The following is a 20094-nucleotide window of genomic DNA, read 5'->3' on the forward strand; positions in this document are numbered from 1 at the left end:
ATTTATGAAGCATTATAATGAAGAGCGTATTCAAGAAAAATTAGGCTACCAATCTCCAATAGAATTTCGTGGAATGGCAGCCTAAGAAGGTGTTTTATTATTGTCTCAAATTGCTATGTCAGTCTAAAAGACCCAAGGGATTTTTCTCATTTATTACTTTTCGAGAATCGGCATCAGCTCGTCCCGTACGAAAGGAGCCAATGTGCTTGAATACGTAGCGGTAATATGGTGGCTGTCAGTATAAACCAATACATTACCCACTACTGGCATACAATATTCTTCATCACAAAATCGATCGCTAAGGTCTACGTAATGGACATTTTCAGGTGGATTTTCCAACTTCGTCCAAGGTCCATTCTTTGGAACAATTTCTTTTCTTTCGACCGCACAATCCAATGAATTTGGACCATGCTCTTCTACACAAGACGGTACATCAAATTCGAAACGTGGGTTATCTCGGACAGCGAATACTGGAATATCGTGTTCATTCAACGTTTCCCAGTTTTCCACATATCCTTCTGGTACTTCATCCAATTCTGTAGCATCAGCCGTAGTAAATACTAAATCAGGCTTTATATTCAGAATGTCTTCCATTAGATTACGATTCCACTCTGTACAATCTTCAGCTTCAAATTCTTCTGCAGAAAAGCGACATCCACTTTTTGTGTATGACCTAATCTCAATTTTCTCTTCCTCTGCGAATCCTTGCAATGCCGGAAGCCAATGTGCAGAATGCGAGCCGCCAACTAATGCAACGGTGTACTCAGGATCCTCCGTTTCACCATAAATGCATTCGATAACTTCCGTTTTACCAATTCCTTGGTGACAGCCATCTTCATAAAGTACAGGCTGATCATTTCTTGCTTGCATCGGTGAAGGTGCTATGGATTCGTTCATATCATCATCCTGACTCGCGAATGCTGTAATCGCGGCACCCGGATAATCTTCATTATTGACTACATCTTTCAATTTATCCTGTTGTTCTGCAATGGAGTAGGACCAAAAACCTGATAGCAATAAAACAGGGGCCATGAGTAGTATCGCGACCGTAGCTGTTTTCCATTTAACATTCAAACTTTTTCTCTGACGTATCGGTTTCTCAATGAACTCGGTTGTCAGATATGCCAGAAGTGCAGAAAGCAACATAATCAACAATCCATCTACGAAACTAGCACTCTCTTTACCTGTTAAAATAAAGTAGAAGATTAAAATCGGCCAATGCCATAGATAAAATCCATAAGATATACCACCGAACTTTATGAGAGGCTTCGAGCTTAAGACGCGGAATGCACTATATTTACCACCTTGGTCTCCAGCAATCAAGATGAATACCGCGCTTAATACTGGCCAAAGTGCTGCATATCCTGGGAAAACGGTAGAGACCTGAAGAATGATCCCGCAGCTGATCAATCCGAACAATCCTAACCAGCTAAGGAAAATACTGATGGACTTGTTCAGCTTGATATTTGCTATGACTAGGGCGAGTATCCCGCCGATACTAAACTCCCAAACCCTTGTAAAGGTATCAAAGTAAGCCCATGGCTGGTTAACATTCGTCTTATAGATAGAGTAAGCGAATGAAAGGATAAAGACACCAATTAAGAAGATTAAAAATGTCGGTCTTACCTGCTTCTTAAATACATATTTTGCTAGAAGAACTGTTATAAACAGTAACGTTGGCCAAATGATGTAAAATTGTCCCTGTAAGGACATTGCCCAAAAGTGCTGAAATGGACTTGCCTCATTATTCTGAGCCAAATAATCAACTGAATTCAAGGCTAACTGCCAATTCTCAAAGTACAAAGCTGCGGCGATTAACTCTTGAACGGTTTGGTCCCATCTCACTTCAGGCATCCAAAGTATACAGGCTATACCGATAAAGAATAATACCGTAAAAGCGGCAGGGAATAAACGTTTCATCAAACGTAAAATGAACCCGGTGAAGTCAATCTTTCCCTTCTTCTCGTAACGGCCTAATAACGACGTGGTTATTAAAAAGCCTGCTACAACAAAGAAAACATCCACACCGCCGGAAACGTTACCCAACCAAATATGGTAGACAGCAACCAAAATAGAAGCAACTGCACGCAGCCCTTCTATCTCCGGCCTGAACTTCCGATCAGCTTGTTTATATAAATCCAAATATATCACACTTCCTATATATGAAATTTCTATTAATCTGTGAAGAAAAACACATATTTTAGTGTAACGAATAATAATTAGATTGTCTATACCTTCTTCGATTGATGGAGGAGATTAGCCTTTATCAAAAGCCGAATATGGTCATGTCAACTCATGGTAATTAATGGCTAAGGCTCGAAGGTATTTAGAGACATATTCACTAGGAGAAGCAGTTCTTTAGTTTCGCCCAGCATTGCCTCCATAATTCCGACTTGCTGTCAGCAGTACATGCATATTCCTCATTCATGATAGGGACTCACAGGACTGCTCTCTAAAATCTCAAAGTATTCGGGAACAGATTTCCATCCAATCCCGTACATACCATTTTCAATATCTTCATCTTTGTAAACTCGACTTGCGGCTTGGATGACAGGAAAATAGGATTCTTCATAATGATCTTCCTTAATTTCTACATTTAAAGGAGTGAAATTATTGCCAAAGTAAAATTTACCATCTTCAATTAAGCCCTCATCCATCATATTTTTCAGTGCATGTCCTGCATTTGCATGATCTGGATGGGGATCATAGTAGCTGAAAGTTTTATGAGCAGCATTTGGAAAACGCTCGTGGTATTCCTTGATGACTTCTTCGACTTGTTCGACACTAAGTGAACCATCTGAAAATCCTCGTTTCTCCACGTTCTCTGGATCAACCCCGAGAATCTCCACTGCCTTGTCAAATTCCCGGTTCCTTGCCTCGCTAAACTCTTCCTTTGATAAATTCATTTTTTTTCGTACTGCAGAGTTGGCACCATCTGTTAAAAGAACGACATATACATCATGATCTCTAACGACATGATCATGGATGGAAACACCAAAAGTAATCACTTCATCGTCTTGGTGCGGGATATAATAGATGACTTCAGATGAATCATCCCCGTTCCAATTACTCCATATAAAGAAGCTGGCGATAAATACTAGTAGTAAAGAACTAATTAATAGATATTTTCTTTGTTTCATTCTTTGTACCTCCTGATGCTATTATACAATAATTGGAACGGACTATAATTTAAAAAAATAATTTTTAAGTTATAATATAAATTGCGTTTGAACTAGAATAGATTGGGGAATCAAGTGAAATGAGCGAAAGAGTTAAAAATAAAAAAAATTCAAGAATACATTCTTTAGATATTACTAGAGGAGCTATCGTATTTTTATCCATTTTCACGTTTAGTGTACAGGGAATATTTTCTCATGCGTCCTGGTACGGGATAACCTTACTAGATATGATATTTCCGGCCTTTATTACCATTTTCGGGACAAGTATGGCGATTGCTTATCGCAAAGGAGTCCGTGCCAGTCGCTTAGCAAAACGGACAATTCGCTTAATCATTTTCGGTTTACTGTTTAATATGATTGCCGCTTGGTCAATGGATTTATCGACGTTAAGATTTACGGGTGTATTACAGATGTTCGCTGTGTTCGGAGTCTTGACGGTAATCATTACTAAATATGTAAAAAATCTAGGAATGTTGATTGCACTTTCTCTCGCCATTTTCAGCATACATGGGATTGCTTTATTAGCAGTAGGTCAGGGGTGTGAAGAGGGGTTGCCGCAAGTAGGATGTAACCCGTCCCATTTTATTGATCCGGTAATATTTGGAGAAAGCCATACATATGCTCAAGGGGAACGTGGTCATGATCCAGAAGGAATCCCATCAATGTTTGCTGCATTGGGAAATGTGTTGCTAGGCTTCGTTGCAGGAAAGCTTTTGCTGCAGAAGGGAAAGGGAACAGGCAAGAAATTATTGCTTTTTTCAGGTTCCATTATCTTCCTCTCTTTACTGATAGAACAAATTATTCCATTTGGTAAAAGATTATGGACACCATCATTCGGTTTATTGACAGCCGGAGTAACCATCCTCTTGTTATTTTTCTGTTACATACTTTTTGACAGACGTAATAATGAAAAAGTGAACCCTGTAAAAGGGACTGTTCAGTGGGTTATGGAGGCATACGGAAGAAATAGTTTTCTCGTTTACTTTGGAAAATATGTGCTTTATGCAGTATTAATCAATATAAATATTACATTTGTAAACGAAAAGAAATCTATATATTCCTGGTTGATGGAAGCTTTTGGTAATTTTGGTCTACCACCTAAGTTGGTCTATTTTATCATTTTCTTTGGTTTTTGGTTGATAATTACGCTTTTAGCGCATAAAAAGCGGATTTATGTAAAAATATAGCATTTTTTCCTACAAAAACTGTAGTCTAAAAATATCAAACAATTTTCATTCTTTGTATGTTATAATTTTTTCCGAGTATTACAATTGGGTAACAACAACAAAACTAATGCTCAGGGGCGGGTGACGTACAAACGTTACAGCATACATACTATGAGACTGCATCCAAGAATTTCGCTTAGTTTTGAGTTTGAAAGGAAGGTGTAATCTTTATTTCATAGTTTTGTTGTTTGTATAAATCAATCTTTTGATTATCAGGAGGGAATTTTTTTGGGGAAAAGTAAACGACGTTTCAACTTTTTTAGTTTGCTTACAGTAGTGCTCATGGTAGTATCTCTATTCTCACCATTGAATGTTGCTGCACAAGCTAATTCAATAGAGGGTAAAATCTCTAGCAATCTATTAGAACAGTTCGAAGAAAACGAGAAAGAAACATTTATTGTTCAATTTAAAGAAAAGGCAAATACTGCACAAGCTAAAAGCAGTGTGAGCCTATCTGGTTTATCCGCAGAAAAAGCTGAAGTGAAACAACGTGAGGCAGTAATTAATGAACTACAACAAACTGCTGACAAATCACAAGCAGACGTTCTTAATTACTTAGAGAACCACGCTGATGTAGCAAGTGTAGATTCTTACTATATCGCTAACGTTCTTGTCGTAACTGCAACGAAACAGGTTGCTGAAGAAGTTGCAGCATTCCCAGAAGTTAGCAAAGTGACTGTGAACCGTGAGATTAAATTAGTTGATCCATTCTACGCAGACAATAAACTTGCTGACGACGAATTGCCAGAGCTTGGTTGGAACGTAGATCATGTTCTAGCTCCTGAAGCTTGGGAGAAAGGATTCAACGGTGCTGGTATCGTTGTAGCCAACATTGACTCTGGAGTTCAGTGGGATCACCCAGTACTTAAAGAAGGATATCTTGGCTATGATGCTGAAACTGGAAATGTAGATCACTCTGCAAGTTTCTTTGACGCTGTTAATGAGCGTGAAGAAGCATATGATGACAATGGTCATGGTACACACGTAGCTGGTACTATTTCTGCTCTTCCAAAAGAGTTGGAAGGTGAAGTAGTAGAGTTGGGTGTAGCTCCAGGTGCTAAATGGATTGCTGCTAAAGCACTTAATTCCATTGGTTCTGGAACAGCACAAAACTTCCTAGATGCAGCAGAATGGATCTTAGCTCCAGGTGGAGATCCGGCTAACGCACCTGATGTTGTTAACAACTCATGGGGTATTTCTGGATACGATCCATCTGATATTGATGAATATTTCCGTGATGTAATTGTTACTTGGAGAGATGCCAACATCTTCCCTGTATTTGCAGCAGGAAACTTGGAAAATCCTGAAGAAGGATCTATCTTTATCCCAGCTGTATATCCTGAAGCATTTACAGTAGGTGCTACTGATATTGATAATAACTTGGCAGATTTTTCTGTAAAAGGCCCATCACCATATGGTGAAGTTAAACCTGAAGTTGTAGCTCCAGGTGTAGATATTCCATCTTCATACCCTGGTGATCGTATTGCTTATGGTGGCGGTACTTCCATGGCTGCACCAGCTGTAGCAGGTCTTGCAGCTATTGCTAAGCAAGCAGATCCAGATGTAACAATTGAAGAGTTGGAAAATGCGATTATCGATACTGCAACTCCATTAACAAATGATGAGTTCACAAATGTTCCGAACAATGGTTTCGGTCATGGTCTTGTAAATGCTTCTGCAATGGTAGATGCATTAGTCGAGGGAACTGAGCCAGAACCAGAGCCAGAACCAGAGCCAGAGCCAGAACCAGAACCAGAGCCAGAACCAGAACCGGAGCCAGAACCACAACCTGAAGAACTTGATCGTATTTTCGGTCACAGCAGATATGACACAGCGATTGAAGTTAGCCAACAAGGTTGGGAAGATGGATCTGTTGATACAGTAATCGTAGCTCGTGGTGATGATTTCTCTGACGCACTAGCTGGAGTACCATTAGCACATCTATTGGATTCTCCAATTCTATTAACTACAAGTGATCGTATGCTTGATAAGACACTTGATGAGATTGAAAGACTTGGAGCATCTGAAGTAATTGTACTCGGTGGTACTGGTGCAATTGATAAAGAAGCTGATAACACATTAGAGAGCGCTGGTTTACATGTAAGCCGCCTCGCAGGTGATACTCGCTTCGAAACAGCTGCAGAAATTGCTAGAGCAATCGCTGAAGTACACGACGGTGGATTAGAAGGTGTTGTAGTTGCAAACGGATTGAACTTCCCAGATTCATTGACAATCGGATCCTTCGCAGCTCAGTACGGAGTTCCAATTGTATTGACTCTAGAAGATCGTATTCCGGAAGCGACTCAAGAAGTTATTGATGAGTTAGGAATCGAATATACAGCAGTTGTTGGTGGAGAAGCTGTTGTATCTGAAGAAGTTGCAGCACAACTACCTGAAGCTGAACGTGTAGCTGGTCCAGACCGTTACGGTACAAACGTTGAAATCCTAAAAGAATTTGAAGGTGACTTCGACGGCGTATATGTTGCGACTGGAAAAGACTACGCTGACGCACTTACAGGAGCAGTATTGGCTGCAAAAGAAAATTCAGGAGTTCTATTGGTTCACGATAGAATCCCTGCAGAAGTCTTACCATATCTAGAAGCTAACGACGTCGACTTGACTGCAATCTTTGGTGGTCAAAATGCAGTAAGCGATGAAGTAAAAGAAGCACTAGAAGACTATCTGAACGAATAATAAAGAATGATATAACCTGCCCTATAGAGTACTGCGAATACTCTATAGGGTTTTTTATATTTTACTCCTGCAAAAATCGTCAGCGTATAAGAAGACCAAACTTTTATAGTGGTTCTAAATAACTGTTATTATATATCCGAAAGATTGCTAAGTCTAGTGTGAATTGCCTATTATAATTCTTGAGGAAATGGATGACCGAGAACCGTTATAATGAAAAAACCTGCTGCATTCCTAAGAAATCCTTATTTTTTCGTAAAATTGAGTTTGTTCATATATAATAGAATCAGAGTAAACTAGTTAGCGAGAAAGGAGATTAAAATGAAAATTGAGTTCCAAAGAATTACATATGGATTTTTAGTACTCATCTTATTGCTTGGTATATTAGTCCCGTCTGAAACATTCGCCACCAAGAAATTGGAAGAGGATGGTGAAGAGAAGGTCCTTCATGATATGGTGATTGGATCGAGCGAGGCAGAGGAAACTGCTCAAAATCCTGAGGAAGATTACTATGTCACTGTAGGGAATGAAAAATGGGAAGATGTGATCATCAACCAGGATGTTTACATTGGCCCTAAGTCCATCGTGACAGTGGATGGCAACGTACAGGTGAATGGCGATGTTTATGTATATGGTGCCATCCGCAGTGAAGGAGGTCTCTTCATAAACGGAACACTGAATGCCAAGAGAGTGCTCGACATGTGGTCCGTTCCGATTTATCAAGGTGAAGTTCAGCTACGTGGAGTTAACAACTTCGAGAAAGTTTCCAACAAAGTTCCCTATGAAATCCCTTTCTTCATCTATAATGAAGATCTGACAAACAAAACTCGCACGGTTGTCATTGAAGGAAAAACTCTTCCATTTCTAGATGTTTATGCTGATGGGGAGGAAGTTGCGTTAGATGAAGCAGGTATATTTACCGCCACAGTAGAGGATATGATCACGGACCGCGTTGAATTTGAGTTGACCGATAACTTTGGCGGTAAAATTAATAAAACAGTGGAAATTAAAGATGTCATCCCACCGGCAACGCCACAGGTAGAGGAAGTTACGGAAGATACAACAGAAATTACTGGAAAAGCAGAAGCATACTCTACAGTGGATGCTACCGTTTCTGGTGATGTAATCAGTACAGTGGAAGCGCGTGAAGATGGCAGCTTTTCACTACCAATTAAAAAATTAGAAGCAGGTACAGAAATTGTTGTGACTGCAACAGACAGAGCAGGCAACATCAGTGAGGCGGTTAAAGTTGTTGTAGTCGATATAACTGCACCAGCTGCACCACAAGTAGCTATCGTTTCCGAAAAATCAACGAGCATATCCGGAACAGCAGAACCGGGATCTACGGTTGTAGTGAAGGCGGATGACAGACAAATCGGTCGTATTACGGTAGGCGCTGACGGCAAATTCGTACTGCCAATCGTAAAACAACCAGCAGGAACAGTAATAACTGTAACCGCTACTGACAAAGCCGATAACGAAAGTGAAGCAACAGTCATTATAGTAAAAGCTGAAGTCGAACGCATTTCCGGCTATATGCGATATGACACAGCTGTAGAAGTCAGTAAACAAGGATGGAATTCTGCCGACACGGTCATTATCACAAGAGGGGATGACTTTGCAGATGCACTTGCTGGTGTGCCGCTTGCATATCAATTAGACGCTCCAATCCTGATGACACCAAGTAAACGTCTTTGGGATAACACCCTTGAAGAAATAAAACGCCTCGGCGCAGAACATGCCATCATCCTTGGTGGAGAAGGTGCTGTAAGTAAAAGTGTTGCCAAAGCTTTAGAAGATGCAGGTCTAGAGGTCGAGCGTATTAATGGCAGCTCTCGTTTTGAAACGGCAGCATTAATCGCTGAACGAATTGCTCCGGAAGGAATCGACAATGCTGTTATTGCTAACGGCATGGATTTCCCTGACGCACTATCTGTCGCATCGTATGCAGCGAAAGAAGGTTTGCCAATTTTATTAACGATGAATAACAAACTTGCCAACGCAACAGAGGCTGCAGTGGAAGAACTCGGCGTAAAAGAAACGATCGTAGTCGGCGGAAAATCAGTCGTCGCTGAAAATGTGGAAAGAGCATTGCCACAACCGACACGTTTAGGCGGAAATGACCGTTACGAAACAAATATCGAAATTGCTGCACACTTTGGTCTGGACACGAAACATATTTACGTAGCAACTGGCCAGAATTATGCGGATGCATTATCTGGAGGTGTCCTTGCAGCTAAAGAAAATAGCGCGATTCTCTTAGTCCATCATCGTATACCAAGCGCCGTATCTGATTATATGAAGAAAGAAAACTTTGAAAGTCTATCCATCTTCGGGGGTACAGGAGCGGTTGATTCATCAGTTGAAGAAGATTTAAGAAAACTATTACGTTAATAATATGTATTCCAAGATGGCTCCGCATGTCCGGAGCCATTTTTGTGTAGTAACATGAACTAAACCTTTTTGCTTATATCCATAGAAGAACTTCCAATGAAATGTTAAACTAGTAAATAAGTTTAATAGACTAAAAGTAAGGAGATTGGACATGCAGAATTTAACTAGCAAACTTTTATCGTTCTTCATGATAACTGTATTATTGCTATCTACTTTTTTACCAGGAACATCAATTTCAGCAGAGCTGAATCACCAGTCGGAAAAAATTGCTTCAGAACTGCTTGATGAATTTGCTGAAAAAGATGAAGCAAGCTTCTTGGTCATGCTGAAAGAGAAACCAGATGTTGAAAAAGTGGCAGAGGAAGTTGCTGAACAAGCGAACACATTATCAGAAGATGCAGTAATAGCAACACAGCGTGAGGCAGTCGTTACCGAATTAAAAGAAACCGCTGAAACTTCACAACAAGAAGTTATTGAACTATTGGATACCGAAGCAGAACAAGGTAACGCAGAAGAGGTAAAACCTTACTATATTGTTAACTCGGTTGCGGTAACAGGGACAAAAGAAGTGGCGGAGAAATTGAATGAGTTGGAAGAAGTAGAAAGAATCATACCGAATAAAAAGCACTATTTACATAATACACAAACAAAGAAATTAACAAATGCAAATGATTTATGGAACCTTAGACATCTGAATGTACGAGATGTTTGGGAACAAGGCTATGATGGTACTGGGATAGTAGTAGCTACCATCGATTCGGGAGTGGAGTGGCAACACCCGGCATTAAAAGCGAACTACCGTGGCTATAATGCCGAAACTGGATCAGTAAACCATGCGTATAGCTGGTATGATGCTGTAGGTGATGCAACGGAACCAACAGATGTGATTGACCATGGTACACATGTCACCGGTACGATGGTAGGAGTAGCGGGAGAACAAGAAATTGGTGTTGCTCCAGGAGCGCAGTGGATTGCCGTACGTGCATTTGACCGTTATGGAAATGCGTCAGATACAGATTTGTTAGAGGCTGCAGAATGGATTTTGAATCCAACCGATAAGAACGGAGTCGAGCGCCCTGACCTTGCACCGGATATCGTAAATAATTCTTGGGGTGGCGGCAGCGGATACGATGAATTTTACCGCGACATTGTAAAGGCTTGGAATGCTGCTGGGATAACTTCTGTATTCTCGGCAGGGAACGCAATGAATTACAAACCTGAACCAGGTTCTGTAGAATCACCGGCAAATTATCCGGAATCCTTTGCAGTAGGCGCAATAGATGAGGAGAATCGCCTCGCACCATTCTCAAAATTAGGTCCATCTCCATACGGTGAGATCAAGCCCGATGTTGTAGCGCCTGGAGTGAATATTTACTCGTCTATATTGGATGGAAGATATGGTACGAAACCAGGTACGTCGATGGCAAGTCCACATGTTTCCGGCTTGGTGGCGTTATTGAAACAAGCAGATAAAAACTTAACGGTGGAAGATACAAAACGTATCCTTAAACAAACTGCTACACCACTCACGGACTCCAACTATTCGGATTATCCGAATAATGGCTTTGGATATGGATTAATCAATGCACAAGCTGCAATGCAACAGGTACTTGAGGAAAAAGATAAAGCTGTCAGCCGTATTAGCGGATATTTACGTTACGATACAGCAATCGAGATTAGTAGAAGAGGATGGGACAGTACAGACACAGTTGTATTGGCAAGAGGCGATGATTTTGCGGATGCATTAACTGCAGTACCGCTTGCATTCAAGCTGGATGCACCTATTTTACTGACTGGAACGAATAAGTTATACAATGAAACATTAAGGGAAATAAAAAGGTTAAAAGCAAGTAATGTTGTCATCATTGGTGGAACTGGCGCAATCAGCGAAGGTATCTATACGACATTGGCAAATGAAGGGCTAAACGTTAGAAGACTATATGGAAGTAGCCGAACTGAAACGGCCGCCATCATTGCAGAAGAAGTGGCACCAAACGGTTCAGAGCAAGCATTTGTTGTGAATGGTTATGACTTCCCAGATGCTTTGTCCGCAGCTCCTTATGCAGCAAATCAAGGTATTCCAATATTAGTTTCTCAGACTAATAAATTACCAGTTGCTACAATAAAAGCATTGGATAGCTTGAACGTACAAGAATCAATGGTTATCGGTGGAGCGAGCGTTGTAACAGAGTCAGTAAAAAGCAAACTACCACAACCTACTAGAATTAGTGGAAAAGACCGTTACGAAACAAATATCCTGCTTGCCGAACATTTCAATCCTAATGTCGAAAGCATGTATGTTGCTACAGGAACAAACTTTGCAGATTCATTGGCAGGAGCAACTTTAGCTGCCAAGAATAACACAGGGATTCTCCTTGTCCATCACCGTATCCCCGAAAGCGTAAAGAACTTCATTACGGAAAACGGTGTACAGGAGCTAACCATCTTCGGTGGTAAAGCTGCTGTGAGTGAGGAAATAAGGAAAGACTTACTGAAACTATTACAATAAGAATATATAGGGAATGGGATATTACACTATACTGCTTAAATTAGATGATAAGGACACGAACGAACTCAAACTTTCTTTGTTCGAGGAAAGTATTTTCTCCATGTTCGTGCTCTTACAAGCCATATAAGGACATGAAGGAAAGTATTTTCACCATGTTCGTGCTCTTACAAGCAGTATAAGTGCATGAAGGAAATTATTTTCTCCATGTTCGTGCTCTTACAAGCAGTATAAGTGCATGAAGGAAATTATTTTCTCCATGTTCGTGCTCTTACAAGCAGTATAAGTGCATGAAGGAAAGTATTTTCTCCATGTTCGTGCTCTTACAAGCCATATAAGGACATGAAGGAAAGACACATTCTCTTCGTTCGTGCTCTTACAAGCAGAATAAGTACACGAATGGAAAGACGATCACCTCGTCGTGCTCTTACAAGCCTTATAAGGACATGAAGGAAAGTATTTTCTCCATGTTCGTGCTCTTACAAGCCGTATAAGGACATGAAGGAAAGACACATTCTCTTCATTCGTGCTCTTACAAGCAGAATAAGTACACGAATGGAAAGACGATCACCTCGTCGTGCTCTTACAAGCAGTATAAGTGCACGATTGAAAATACTATCTCCTTATTCACGCTCTAAGGAGCAGTATCAAGTACTATCTCATTCCCTAAATTTATTTATCTGAGGTGAAACCATGAAGAAAATATTCGGAATCATCGCATTATTAGTGACTGCTGGTTTAATTGCTTATTTCGTTCTGTTGCCAGGGGAAGACGAGAAAGACGAATCGACAGATCAAGAAGACGAAGCACCTACAAATGAACAAGAAGAAAAAGAAACTAAAAATGAATATGATGGGGGAGAAGAAGAGGTGGATACTAATTTGGCATTTACATTAGAAGCTGATGGGAACAAGATGCAATACACCGTTAAAAATGAAGGGGACGCAACGGAAACATTAACGTTTCCTACAAGTCAAAAGTATGAGTATGAAATTAGCGATGAATCAGGCCTCGTGGCTAAGTATTCTAAAGGGAAGGGATTTTTACAGGCAATACAAGAAATCCCTCTAGAACCTAATGAAGAAATGACTCTAGAAGTCGAACTCCCAAGTTTAGAACCGGGGAATTATACAATCACCATCTATTTAACCGCACGAGATCTCTCTCAAGCCTCTCAAATTAACGAAACATTTGAACTGCTATCTGACAATTCTATTATTATTAATTGACTAACAATTTTGAAACAAATATAATTATATGTAAATCTTTGTCACTAAGATTGGAAAGGGGGATAGGGGGGAGAATTTTCGATACGAAAATAGTAAAGGGGAGATTGTTAGTTGAGGAAGTTTAGGAAGAGTCTTACTTTATTTCTAGCATTTCTACTAGTCTTTTCGAATTTCACGTTTGTTGGAGCGAATTCGACAAAGATCAACCCAGTGGAAATCACAAAGCAGATTCAAAAGGAAAACAAGCAGAAAATCAGTAAAGAAGAACTGGAAGAGCAATTTGGTCCGGACGATGAAGTTCGTGTCATCGTTGAAGTGGATGGAGACCCTGCGATTAAGGCTGCGACTGCAAAAGGGGTAAAGTTCAGCAATCTATCAGAGTCACAAAAACAAGAGTTGCAATCTAAGAATCTAGCAACTCAAGATAAAGTAAAGCAAGCAATTAATAAACAAAAAGTAAATGTGGATTATAAACAGTCTTTCACTACCGTATTTAACGGCTTCAGTGGGATTGTCACATTCAAAGATATCGAAATCATTGAAAATCTATCCGGTGTTAAAAATGTGACAGTCAGCACGGAATACTCTCGTCCAGAAGTTGAGCCGGATATGAAGTACAGTAAGGAAATCGTTGAGGCTCAAAAAACATGGGATGAGTATGGCTATGACGGGGAAGGAATGGTTGTTGGTGTAATCGATTCTGGAGCGGATCCGAACCACCGTGACTTTGTCCTGTCAGAAGATACCGAACCGGCATTATCGGAAACAGAAGTGAATAAACAGATTAAAAACAATAACATGCCTGGTAAATACTTCAATGAAAAAGTACCATACGGCTACAACTACATGGATGAAAATGATGTCATCCAAGATCGTGGTGCAGGTGCTTCCATGCACGGGATGCACGTATCAGGTACCGTGCTGGCGAATGGTGATGAAGAAAATGGCGGACTGAAAGGTGTGGCTCCTGAAGCACAGCTTTTGGCGATGAAAGTATTTGGTAATGATCCAAATATGGGATCAACATGGGGCGATATTTACATCAAAGCGATTGATGATGCGATTATGTTAGGTGCAGATGTCGTGAACATGAGTCTTGGTTCAGTTGCTGGAGTTGTCGACCCAGAAAACGCTGAACAAGCGGCAATCCGAAACGCAGTAGAGAATGGGATCTTGTTCTCGATCTCAGCAGGTAACTCTGCGCATCTAGGTAATGGATTCTTCAACCCATATGCTTCCAACCCGGATATCGGTGTTGTTGGTTCACCTGGTATAACGTATGAATCCTTACAGGTAGCATCCTTGGAAAATACACATCTAGATATGGATGCGATGAACTTTGCCTATGGTGATGAAGAAGGGCTCGCACCATTCATGTCAGCAAGCTCTGTACATCCGAATGATATTGGTGGTACGTATGAAATCGAGTATGTTGGTATTGGAGATGCAGATGGATTTGCAGGCAAAGATTTAACTGGTAAATTTGCCTTTGCAGTTAGAGGAAATACATTTACAGATACTGCATTCAATGCAATGGATGCTAATGCAGCTGGTGTCATTGTATATAACCATTCCGACGGATGGGTAAACATGCAGTCTGATCCAGCAATCAATATTCCACAATTATTCATGGCGAAAACAGACGGTGATCGTCTAAAAGCAGCACTTGATGCCGGTGAAACAGTTACGATTTCGTTTAACGGAGAGACAACAACAGCAGCTAACCCTCTTGCTGATGAAATGTCTGACTTTACATCATGGGGTGTAACGCCTAACTTAGATTTCAAACCAGAGATCACAGCACCAGGCGGAAACATTCTTTCTACTTTCGAAAACGATCAATACGGATTGATGAGTGGTACGTCCATGGCCGCACCTCACGTATCTGGTGGTTCAGCTCTTGTTTTGCAACGTGTGGACGAGCAGTTTAACCTGGAAGGCGCAGACCGTGTGAACATGGCGAAGAATATCTTGATGAACACAGCTAAGCCAGTTGCTGATAAAGGTATCTTCAATGCTAACTTTAGTAGTGAAGAGGTACCATATTCACCAAGAAGACAAGGTGCTGGACTGATGCAGCTTCATGCCGCAGTGAGCACTCCGGTAGTTGTTACAGAAAAAGAAACAGGGGAAGCGAAAGTTGCCCTTAAAGAAATTGATGATGAATTCAGTTTTACCCTTACAGCAAGAAACACTAGCGACTTTAATGTGAAATATGATGTCAGTGCAAACTTGCAAACCGATTTGCAAATCTTTGGAGTGCTTGGTAATGCTTACTTGACAGGAACTCTAGACCAGCTTGAAGCCGCTGAAATTGTAGATGCCGACATTACCATTAATGGTGGGAATTCTACGATTGATGTTCCTGCTAATGGTTCCGTATCTTTTGAAGTCAGTGTAGACTTGAAAGATGCATTAGTACTGACAGTAAGTGATGATGAAGAGATCGGTTATTTCGATCCGGAAGATATTTTCCCTAATGGCTACTTTGTAGAAGGATATGTCACATTAATAAACGAAGAAGTTCCTGAGCTATCTGTTCCATTTGTCGGATTCAACGGTGATTGGAATGCTGCGCCGATTCTGGATGAGTTTGTTTATGATGGCAATGACTCTTTCTATGAAGAAGCAGGATTTTTATACGATGATGGAGAGGCTTATAACTATCTAGGATATGATCCGATAGCAGAAGAAAACTCTCTAGAAAACATTGCAATTTCACCAAATGGTGATCAATCGCATGATCAAATTATCCCATTACTATCTTTCTTACGGAATGCTAAATCTGTAGAAGTTAGCGTTTTAGATGAAGAAGAGAAGAAAATCCATACCGTCTTCAACGATAAAAATGTCAGAAAGAATTATTATGACAGAGGAAGAGGTACATCATCTCAAATGACTAAAGCTTGGGATGGTAAGGTGAAAAATAAAGTTGTAGAAGATGGACAATATTATTTGGAAATCGCTACAACGCTTCAATACGAAGGTAAAGAAGCTCAAAAGGTAAGAGTACCAGTTAAGGTGGATACTGTGGCACCAACACTGGAAGTTAGCCTTGACGGCAATGAAGCAACATTAAATGCTGAAGATGAGCTGTCTGGTGTTTCTCACATTGAAGTTATCGTGGATGGAGAGCAAATTGACATTGTAGCTCCAGATGCAAACGGATATGTGTTTGAGGATGGTTTATCTGAAAACAACAAAGCATCATTTGTAGCAGTAGACTTTGCTGGAAACAGAACAGAAGTAAAAGTTTCAGCAGGGACAGATAATAATATTCCAAACATTTATGTAGAAACTCCTGAAACGAGTGAAGCTCTAAATACAAATGAAGTGCATATCACTGGAACAGTAGAAGACAAATCTAAAATTGTAGAATTCACCATTCAAGGAGAAGATGTTGAACTCACGGAAGAAGAAAAAGGCGTATACCGTTTTGACACAACGATGGAATTTGAAGACGGTGTGAATAAACTAGAGGTTTACGCGAAAGATGAGTTTGGCAATGAAGCAAGTCTCTCCAACAGCAGAATGTTCTATGTTGATACTACACCTGCAGTAGTCGACGTGACTGCTCCAGGATATGTGAAGCAAAATGTCACTTCTGTAAATCTTGATGTTAATGTAAAAGATAACTTTGAGGAACTTCGTATTTATGTTGACGGAAGTGAAATTGCCTACCATGAAATGCCTGGATATGAAATGAACCCAACAGAGAAGACAGAAACGGTAGAAGTTTCTTTAGAGCCAGGACAAAATACATTTGAAGTGAAAGCAGTAGACCTTGGTGGTAACGAAACAGTAAAAAATGTGAAGGTTTACCGTGCAACGTCAGAAGCGGATGAAGCGGTATCTAGACTTTCTGGTGATTCCCGCTACAAAACTGCAGTAGAGTTAAGTAAAGCAGGCTGGGATACTGCTGATGCAGTAGTCCTTGCACGTGGCGATAACTTTGCGGACGCACTTGCTGGTGTTCCATTAGCTAAGAAATTTGATGCTCCTTTATTGTTAACGCAAACAGATAGATTCACACCTGTTACAAAAGAGGAAATCGAACGCTTAGGTGCTGAAACAGTTTATATCCTTGGTGGAGAAGGGGCAGTTAATGCTTCTGTTGAAGAAGAACTAGAAGCTCAAGGAATTGAAGTAATCCGTGTTGCTGGAGATTCCCGTGACAAGACAGCAGCAGAAATTGCGAAGATTATAGTGGATGATGGAACAGTTGAGCAAGTTGTTCTTGTCAACGGCTATAACTTCCCGGATGCGGTTTCCGTAGCAGCATATGCAGCACAGGAAGGACTACCGATTCTTCTAACACAAGATGCGAAACTTCCACAAGCAACTCAAGCTGCATTATATGATCTAAAAGCATCTGAAACCCTAGTAATCGGGGGTACTGGCGCAATTGCTGAAAATGTAGCGAAACAAGTGCCAAATGCAACTCGTATTGCAGGTGCTGATCGATTTGCAACTTCTGTTGAAATCGCAAAACACTTTGATTACGACACGAAAGAATACTATGTAACTACTGGAATGGACTTCCCTGATGCGTTGGCCGCAGGAGCAATTGCTGCAAAAGACAATACGGGAGTACTATTGGTAGGAAAGTATGTTCATAACTATCACAAAGCGTTCATTACTGACAATAATGTCGACATCATTACTGTAGTTGGTGGAACTTCTGTGGTGAGTGATGATATTCTAAGTGAATTCAAACGTTTAGTTGATTAATAGTTAACGCAGTAAGAATCCTCCGGGTCTTAGGGACCAGGGGGATTCTCTTTTTGATATAAAACGTAAAATTTTACCAGAAAAATATACTATTTTGGTCCTGGTTTTGATATGATATAATCATAGTCTAGTACACTATCAAAACGGACAAAATACATACATTATACATGGCAAGTCGCAGTTTTTGAGAATGGAAGGATTAAAAAAATATTTTTAGGAGGGAATTATGAAAAAGCTACATCTGATCACTGTTTATGCTATTATCTTCATCATGTTGCTACCTACTTTCACTGTTCATGCAGAAACGGGAGTGACAGAAGAATCAGAGATTGAAAAGCAAGAAACAGAAGTAAATGAAGAAGAACAGAAGGACGACTCCAACGAGGAAGAGTATAATGAGTTTGGGATTAAAAAAGGCTTGACCGTTTATGGTATCGACCTTAGTGAACTGACGGAAGAAGAGCTTCAATATGTTCCAGAAGCTTGGTTGGATGGAGACTTTGAAGAGCCGCACGGACCGATAGATGAAAACTATGTTCCAGAAGGAATCACAGGTTCACTTCAAAGTATATATCCTAATGTCAACAAGTACATAGAAAATATGGAACCAGCTCGAATTGAATATCAACATAAACCACAATTCAAGAAGTTTCCTTATCGTAAAGGTGTTGGCCGACCAGAAGGTGTCGTTGCCCACGATACGGGAAATCCCCGAAATGACAAGATAGAGAACGAAATTGCCTTCATGGAACGAAATTGGCATAATGCATTTGTACATGCCTTTGTGGACCATAACCGGATCATTGAGATTCATCCACCAGATTACGGTGCATGGGGTGCAGGACCAATTGCCAACCAACGATTCATTCATGTCGAATTAGTAAATTTAAAGAATTTCCATGACTTTGCATTGTCTATCAATAACTATGCTTATTATATCGCAACGCTTTTAAAAGACTATGACCTTGGTGTGACAAGTGCCGAACTAAAAGGTCAAGGAACATTATGGTCACACTTGGCTGTTTCCAAATGGCTCGGTGGAACAAATTCTCCAGATCCACATAATTACTTTGAAAGATGGGGTTATAGCTGGTACGAATTTACACAATTAGTTGTGAAAAAGTACGATGAATTATCTGTTTCCCGAATTTCCGGAAGTGACAGATACCAAACAGCTGTAAAGGTAAGTCAGGATGGCTGGAATCGTGCCAATACGGTCGTTCTAGCAAGAGGCGATGAATATGCCGATGCGTTGGCAGGTGTACCTTTAGCAGGAAAACACAATGCACCATTACTATTAACTCAATCTAATAAACTAACAGACGTGACAGAGAAGGAAATTAAACGTCTTGGCGCAAAAACAGTCTATCTATTAGGTGGAGAAGGGGCAATCAGCAAGTCGGTAGAAAATAAAGTGAAGAAACTGGGAGTTACTGTAAAACGGATCAGTGGAAATAACCGAATCGGAACAGCTAGCGCGATTGCAAAAGAAGTCGGCGGTAAGAAAGCAGTTGTAGTAAATGGATACAATTTCCCGGATGCACTTTCAGTTGCAGCTTATGCAGCTCAACAAGGCATGCCGATTTTACTAACCCAGCCTAACCGTCTACCAGCCGAAACGAAAGCGACATTGGCGAATTACACGGAAACACTTGTCGTCGGTGGTACAGGAGCCGTTTCCAAGGGTGTAATGGATCAACTTCCGAAACCAAAACGAGTGTCAGGAAATACTCGCTATGCAACAACAGCTGCAGTAGCAAAACACTTTAATTTAAATACGAAGCATTATTATGTTGCCACAGGAAAAGATTATCCAGATGCGCTTTCTAGTGCAGCACTGGCAGCGAAAAATAAATCAGGTGTATTACTAGTGAACAATGGAGTGCCATGGCAAGTACGTGACTTCCTTCAAAGTAAAAAGGTAGAGGAAGTAACAATCATCGGCGGAAAATCAAGTGTTCCACAAGGTGTTCAAAACAGAATATCAGATATCATCAATTAAATTAAAAAAAGAAGAGGCTGGGACAAAACCCCAGTAAATAGAAAATAGCTTCGCGCTTTTTGCGCGAAGCTATTTTCTATTTATCATAATTTTAGTAAACAAAAAGGACACCTTTTGATAAAATTAAAGTTACCA

At 40.4% G+C, this 20094-nt stretch carries 9 protein-coding genes; 7 read left to right on the forward strand and 2 right to left on the reverse strand.

The window, feature by feature from the left end; all coding sequences use genetic code 11:
* Positions 1–153: 153 nt before the first annotated feature.
* Both M3210_RS17555 and M3210_RS17560 read right to left on the reverse strand, forming a co-directional pair.
* Positions 154–2142 carry an acyltransferase family protein gene (locus tag M3210_RS17555; protein ID WP_251517100.1) on the reverse strand — a complete coding sequence of 663 codons (1989 nt, stop codon included), beginning with the start codon at positions 2140–2142 and terminating at the stop codon, positions 154–156.
* Between the two features lie 278 nt (positions 2143–2420).
* The gene (locus tag M3210_RS17560) at positions 2421–3140 is read right to left on the reverse strand and encodes a PIG-L deacetylase family protein (protein ID WP_251517102.1); all 720 of its coding nucleotides are present in this window, start codon (positions 3138–3140) and stop codon (positions 2421–2423) included.
* A gap of 119 nt (positions 3141–3259) precedes the next feature.
* On the opposite strand from M3210_RS17560, the gene M3210_RS17565 reads away from it, so the two are divergent.
* The 7 genes from M3210_RS17565 to M3210_RS17600 all read left to right on the forward strand — a co-directional run bounded on the left by M3210_RS17565 (position 3260) and on the right by M3210_RS17600 (position 19959).
* Positions 3260–4366, forward strand: a complete 1107-nt coding sequence (locus M3210_RS17565) for a heparan-alpha-glucosaminide N-acetyltransferase domain-containing protein (RefSeq protein ID WP_251517104.1) — start codon at positions 3260–3262, stop codon at positions 4364–4366.
* Between the two features lie 267 nt (positions 4367–4633).
* Positions 4634–7099 (forward strand): cell wall-binding repeat-containing protein, encoded by a 2466-nt coding sequence (locus M3210_RS17570; RefSeq protein ID WP_251517106.1) that lies wholly within the window; start codon positions 4634–4636, stop codon positions 7097–7099.
* 318 nt (positions 7100–7417) lie between these two features.
* Positions 7418–9490, forward strand: coding sequence for a cell wall-binding repeat-containing protein (locus tag M3210_RS17575; protein WP_251517108.1), 2073 nt, complete (start codon positions 7418–7420; stop codon positions 9488–9490).
* 151 nt (positions 9491–9641) lie between these two features.
* Positions 9642–11999 carry a S8 family serine peptidase gene (locus M3210_RS20510; RefSeq protein WP_285853875.1) on the forward strand — a complete coding sequence of 786 codons (2358 nt, stop codon included), beginning with the start codon at positions 9642–9644 and terminating at the stop codon, positions 11997–11999.
* A 690-nt stretch (positions 12000–12689) separates the two neighbouring features.
* Positions 12690–13226 (forward strand): BsuPI-related putative proteinase inhibitor, encoded by a 537-nt coding sequence (locus M3210_RS17590; RefSeq protein WP_251517110.1) that lies wholly within the window; start codon positions 12690–12692, stop codon positions 13224–13226.
* Positions 13227–13337: 111 nt separating this feature from the next.
* Positions 13338–17957 carry a cell wall-binding repeat-containing protein gene (locus tag M3210_RS17595; protein ID WP_251517112.1) on the forward strand — a complete coding sequence of 1540 codons (4620 nt, stop codon included), beginning with the start codon at positions 13338–13340 and terminating at the stop codon, positions 17955–17957.
* 226 nt (positions 17958–18183) lie between these two features.
* Positions 18184–19959: a cell wall-binding repeat-containing protein gene (locus M3210_RS17600; RefSeq protein ID WP_251517114.1), complete on the forward strand. Its 1776-nt coding sequence runs from the start codon at positions 18184–18186 to the stop codon at positions 19957–19959.
* Positions 19960–20094: the final 135 nt, after the last annotated feature.

The organism is Oceanobacillus luteolus, from assembly GCF_023715655.1.
GTDB lineage: Bacteria > Bacillota > Bacilli > Bacillales > Amphibacillaceae > Oceanobacillus > Oceanobacillus luteolus.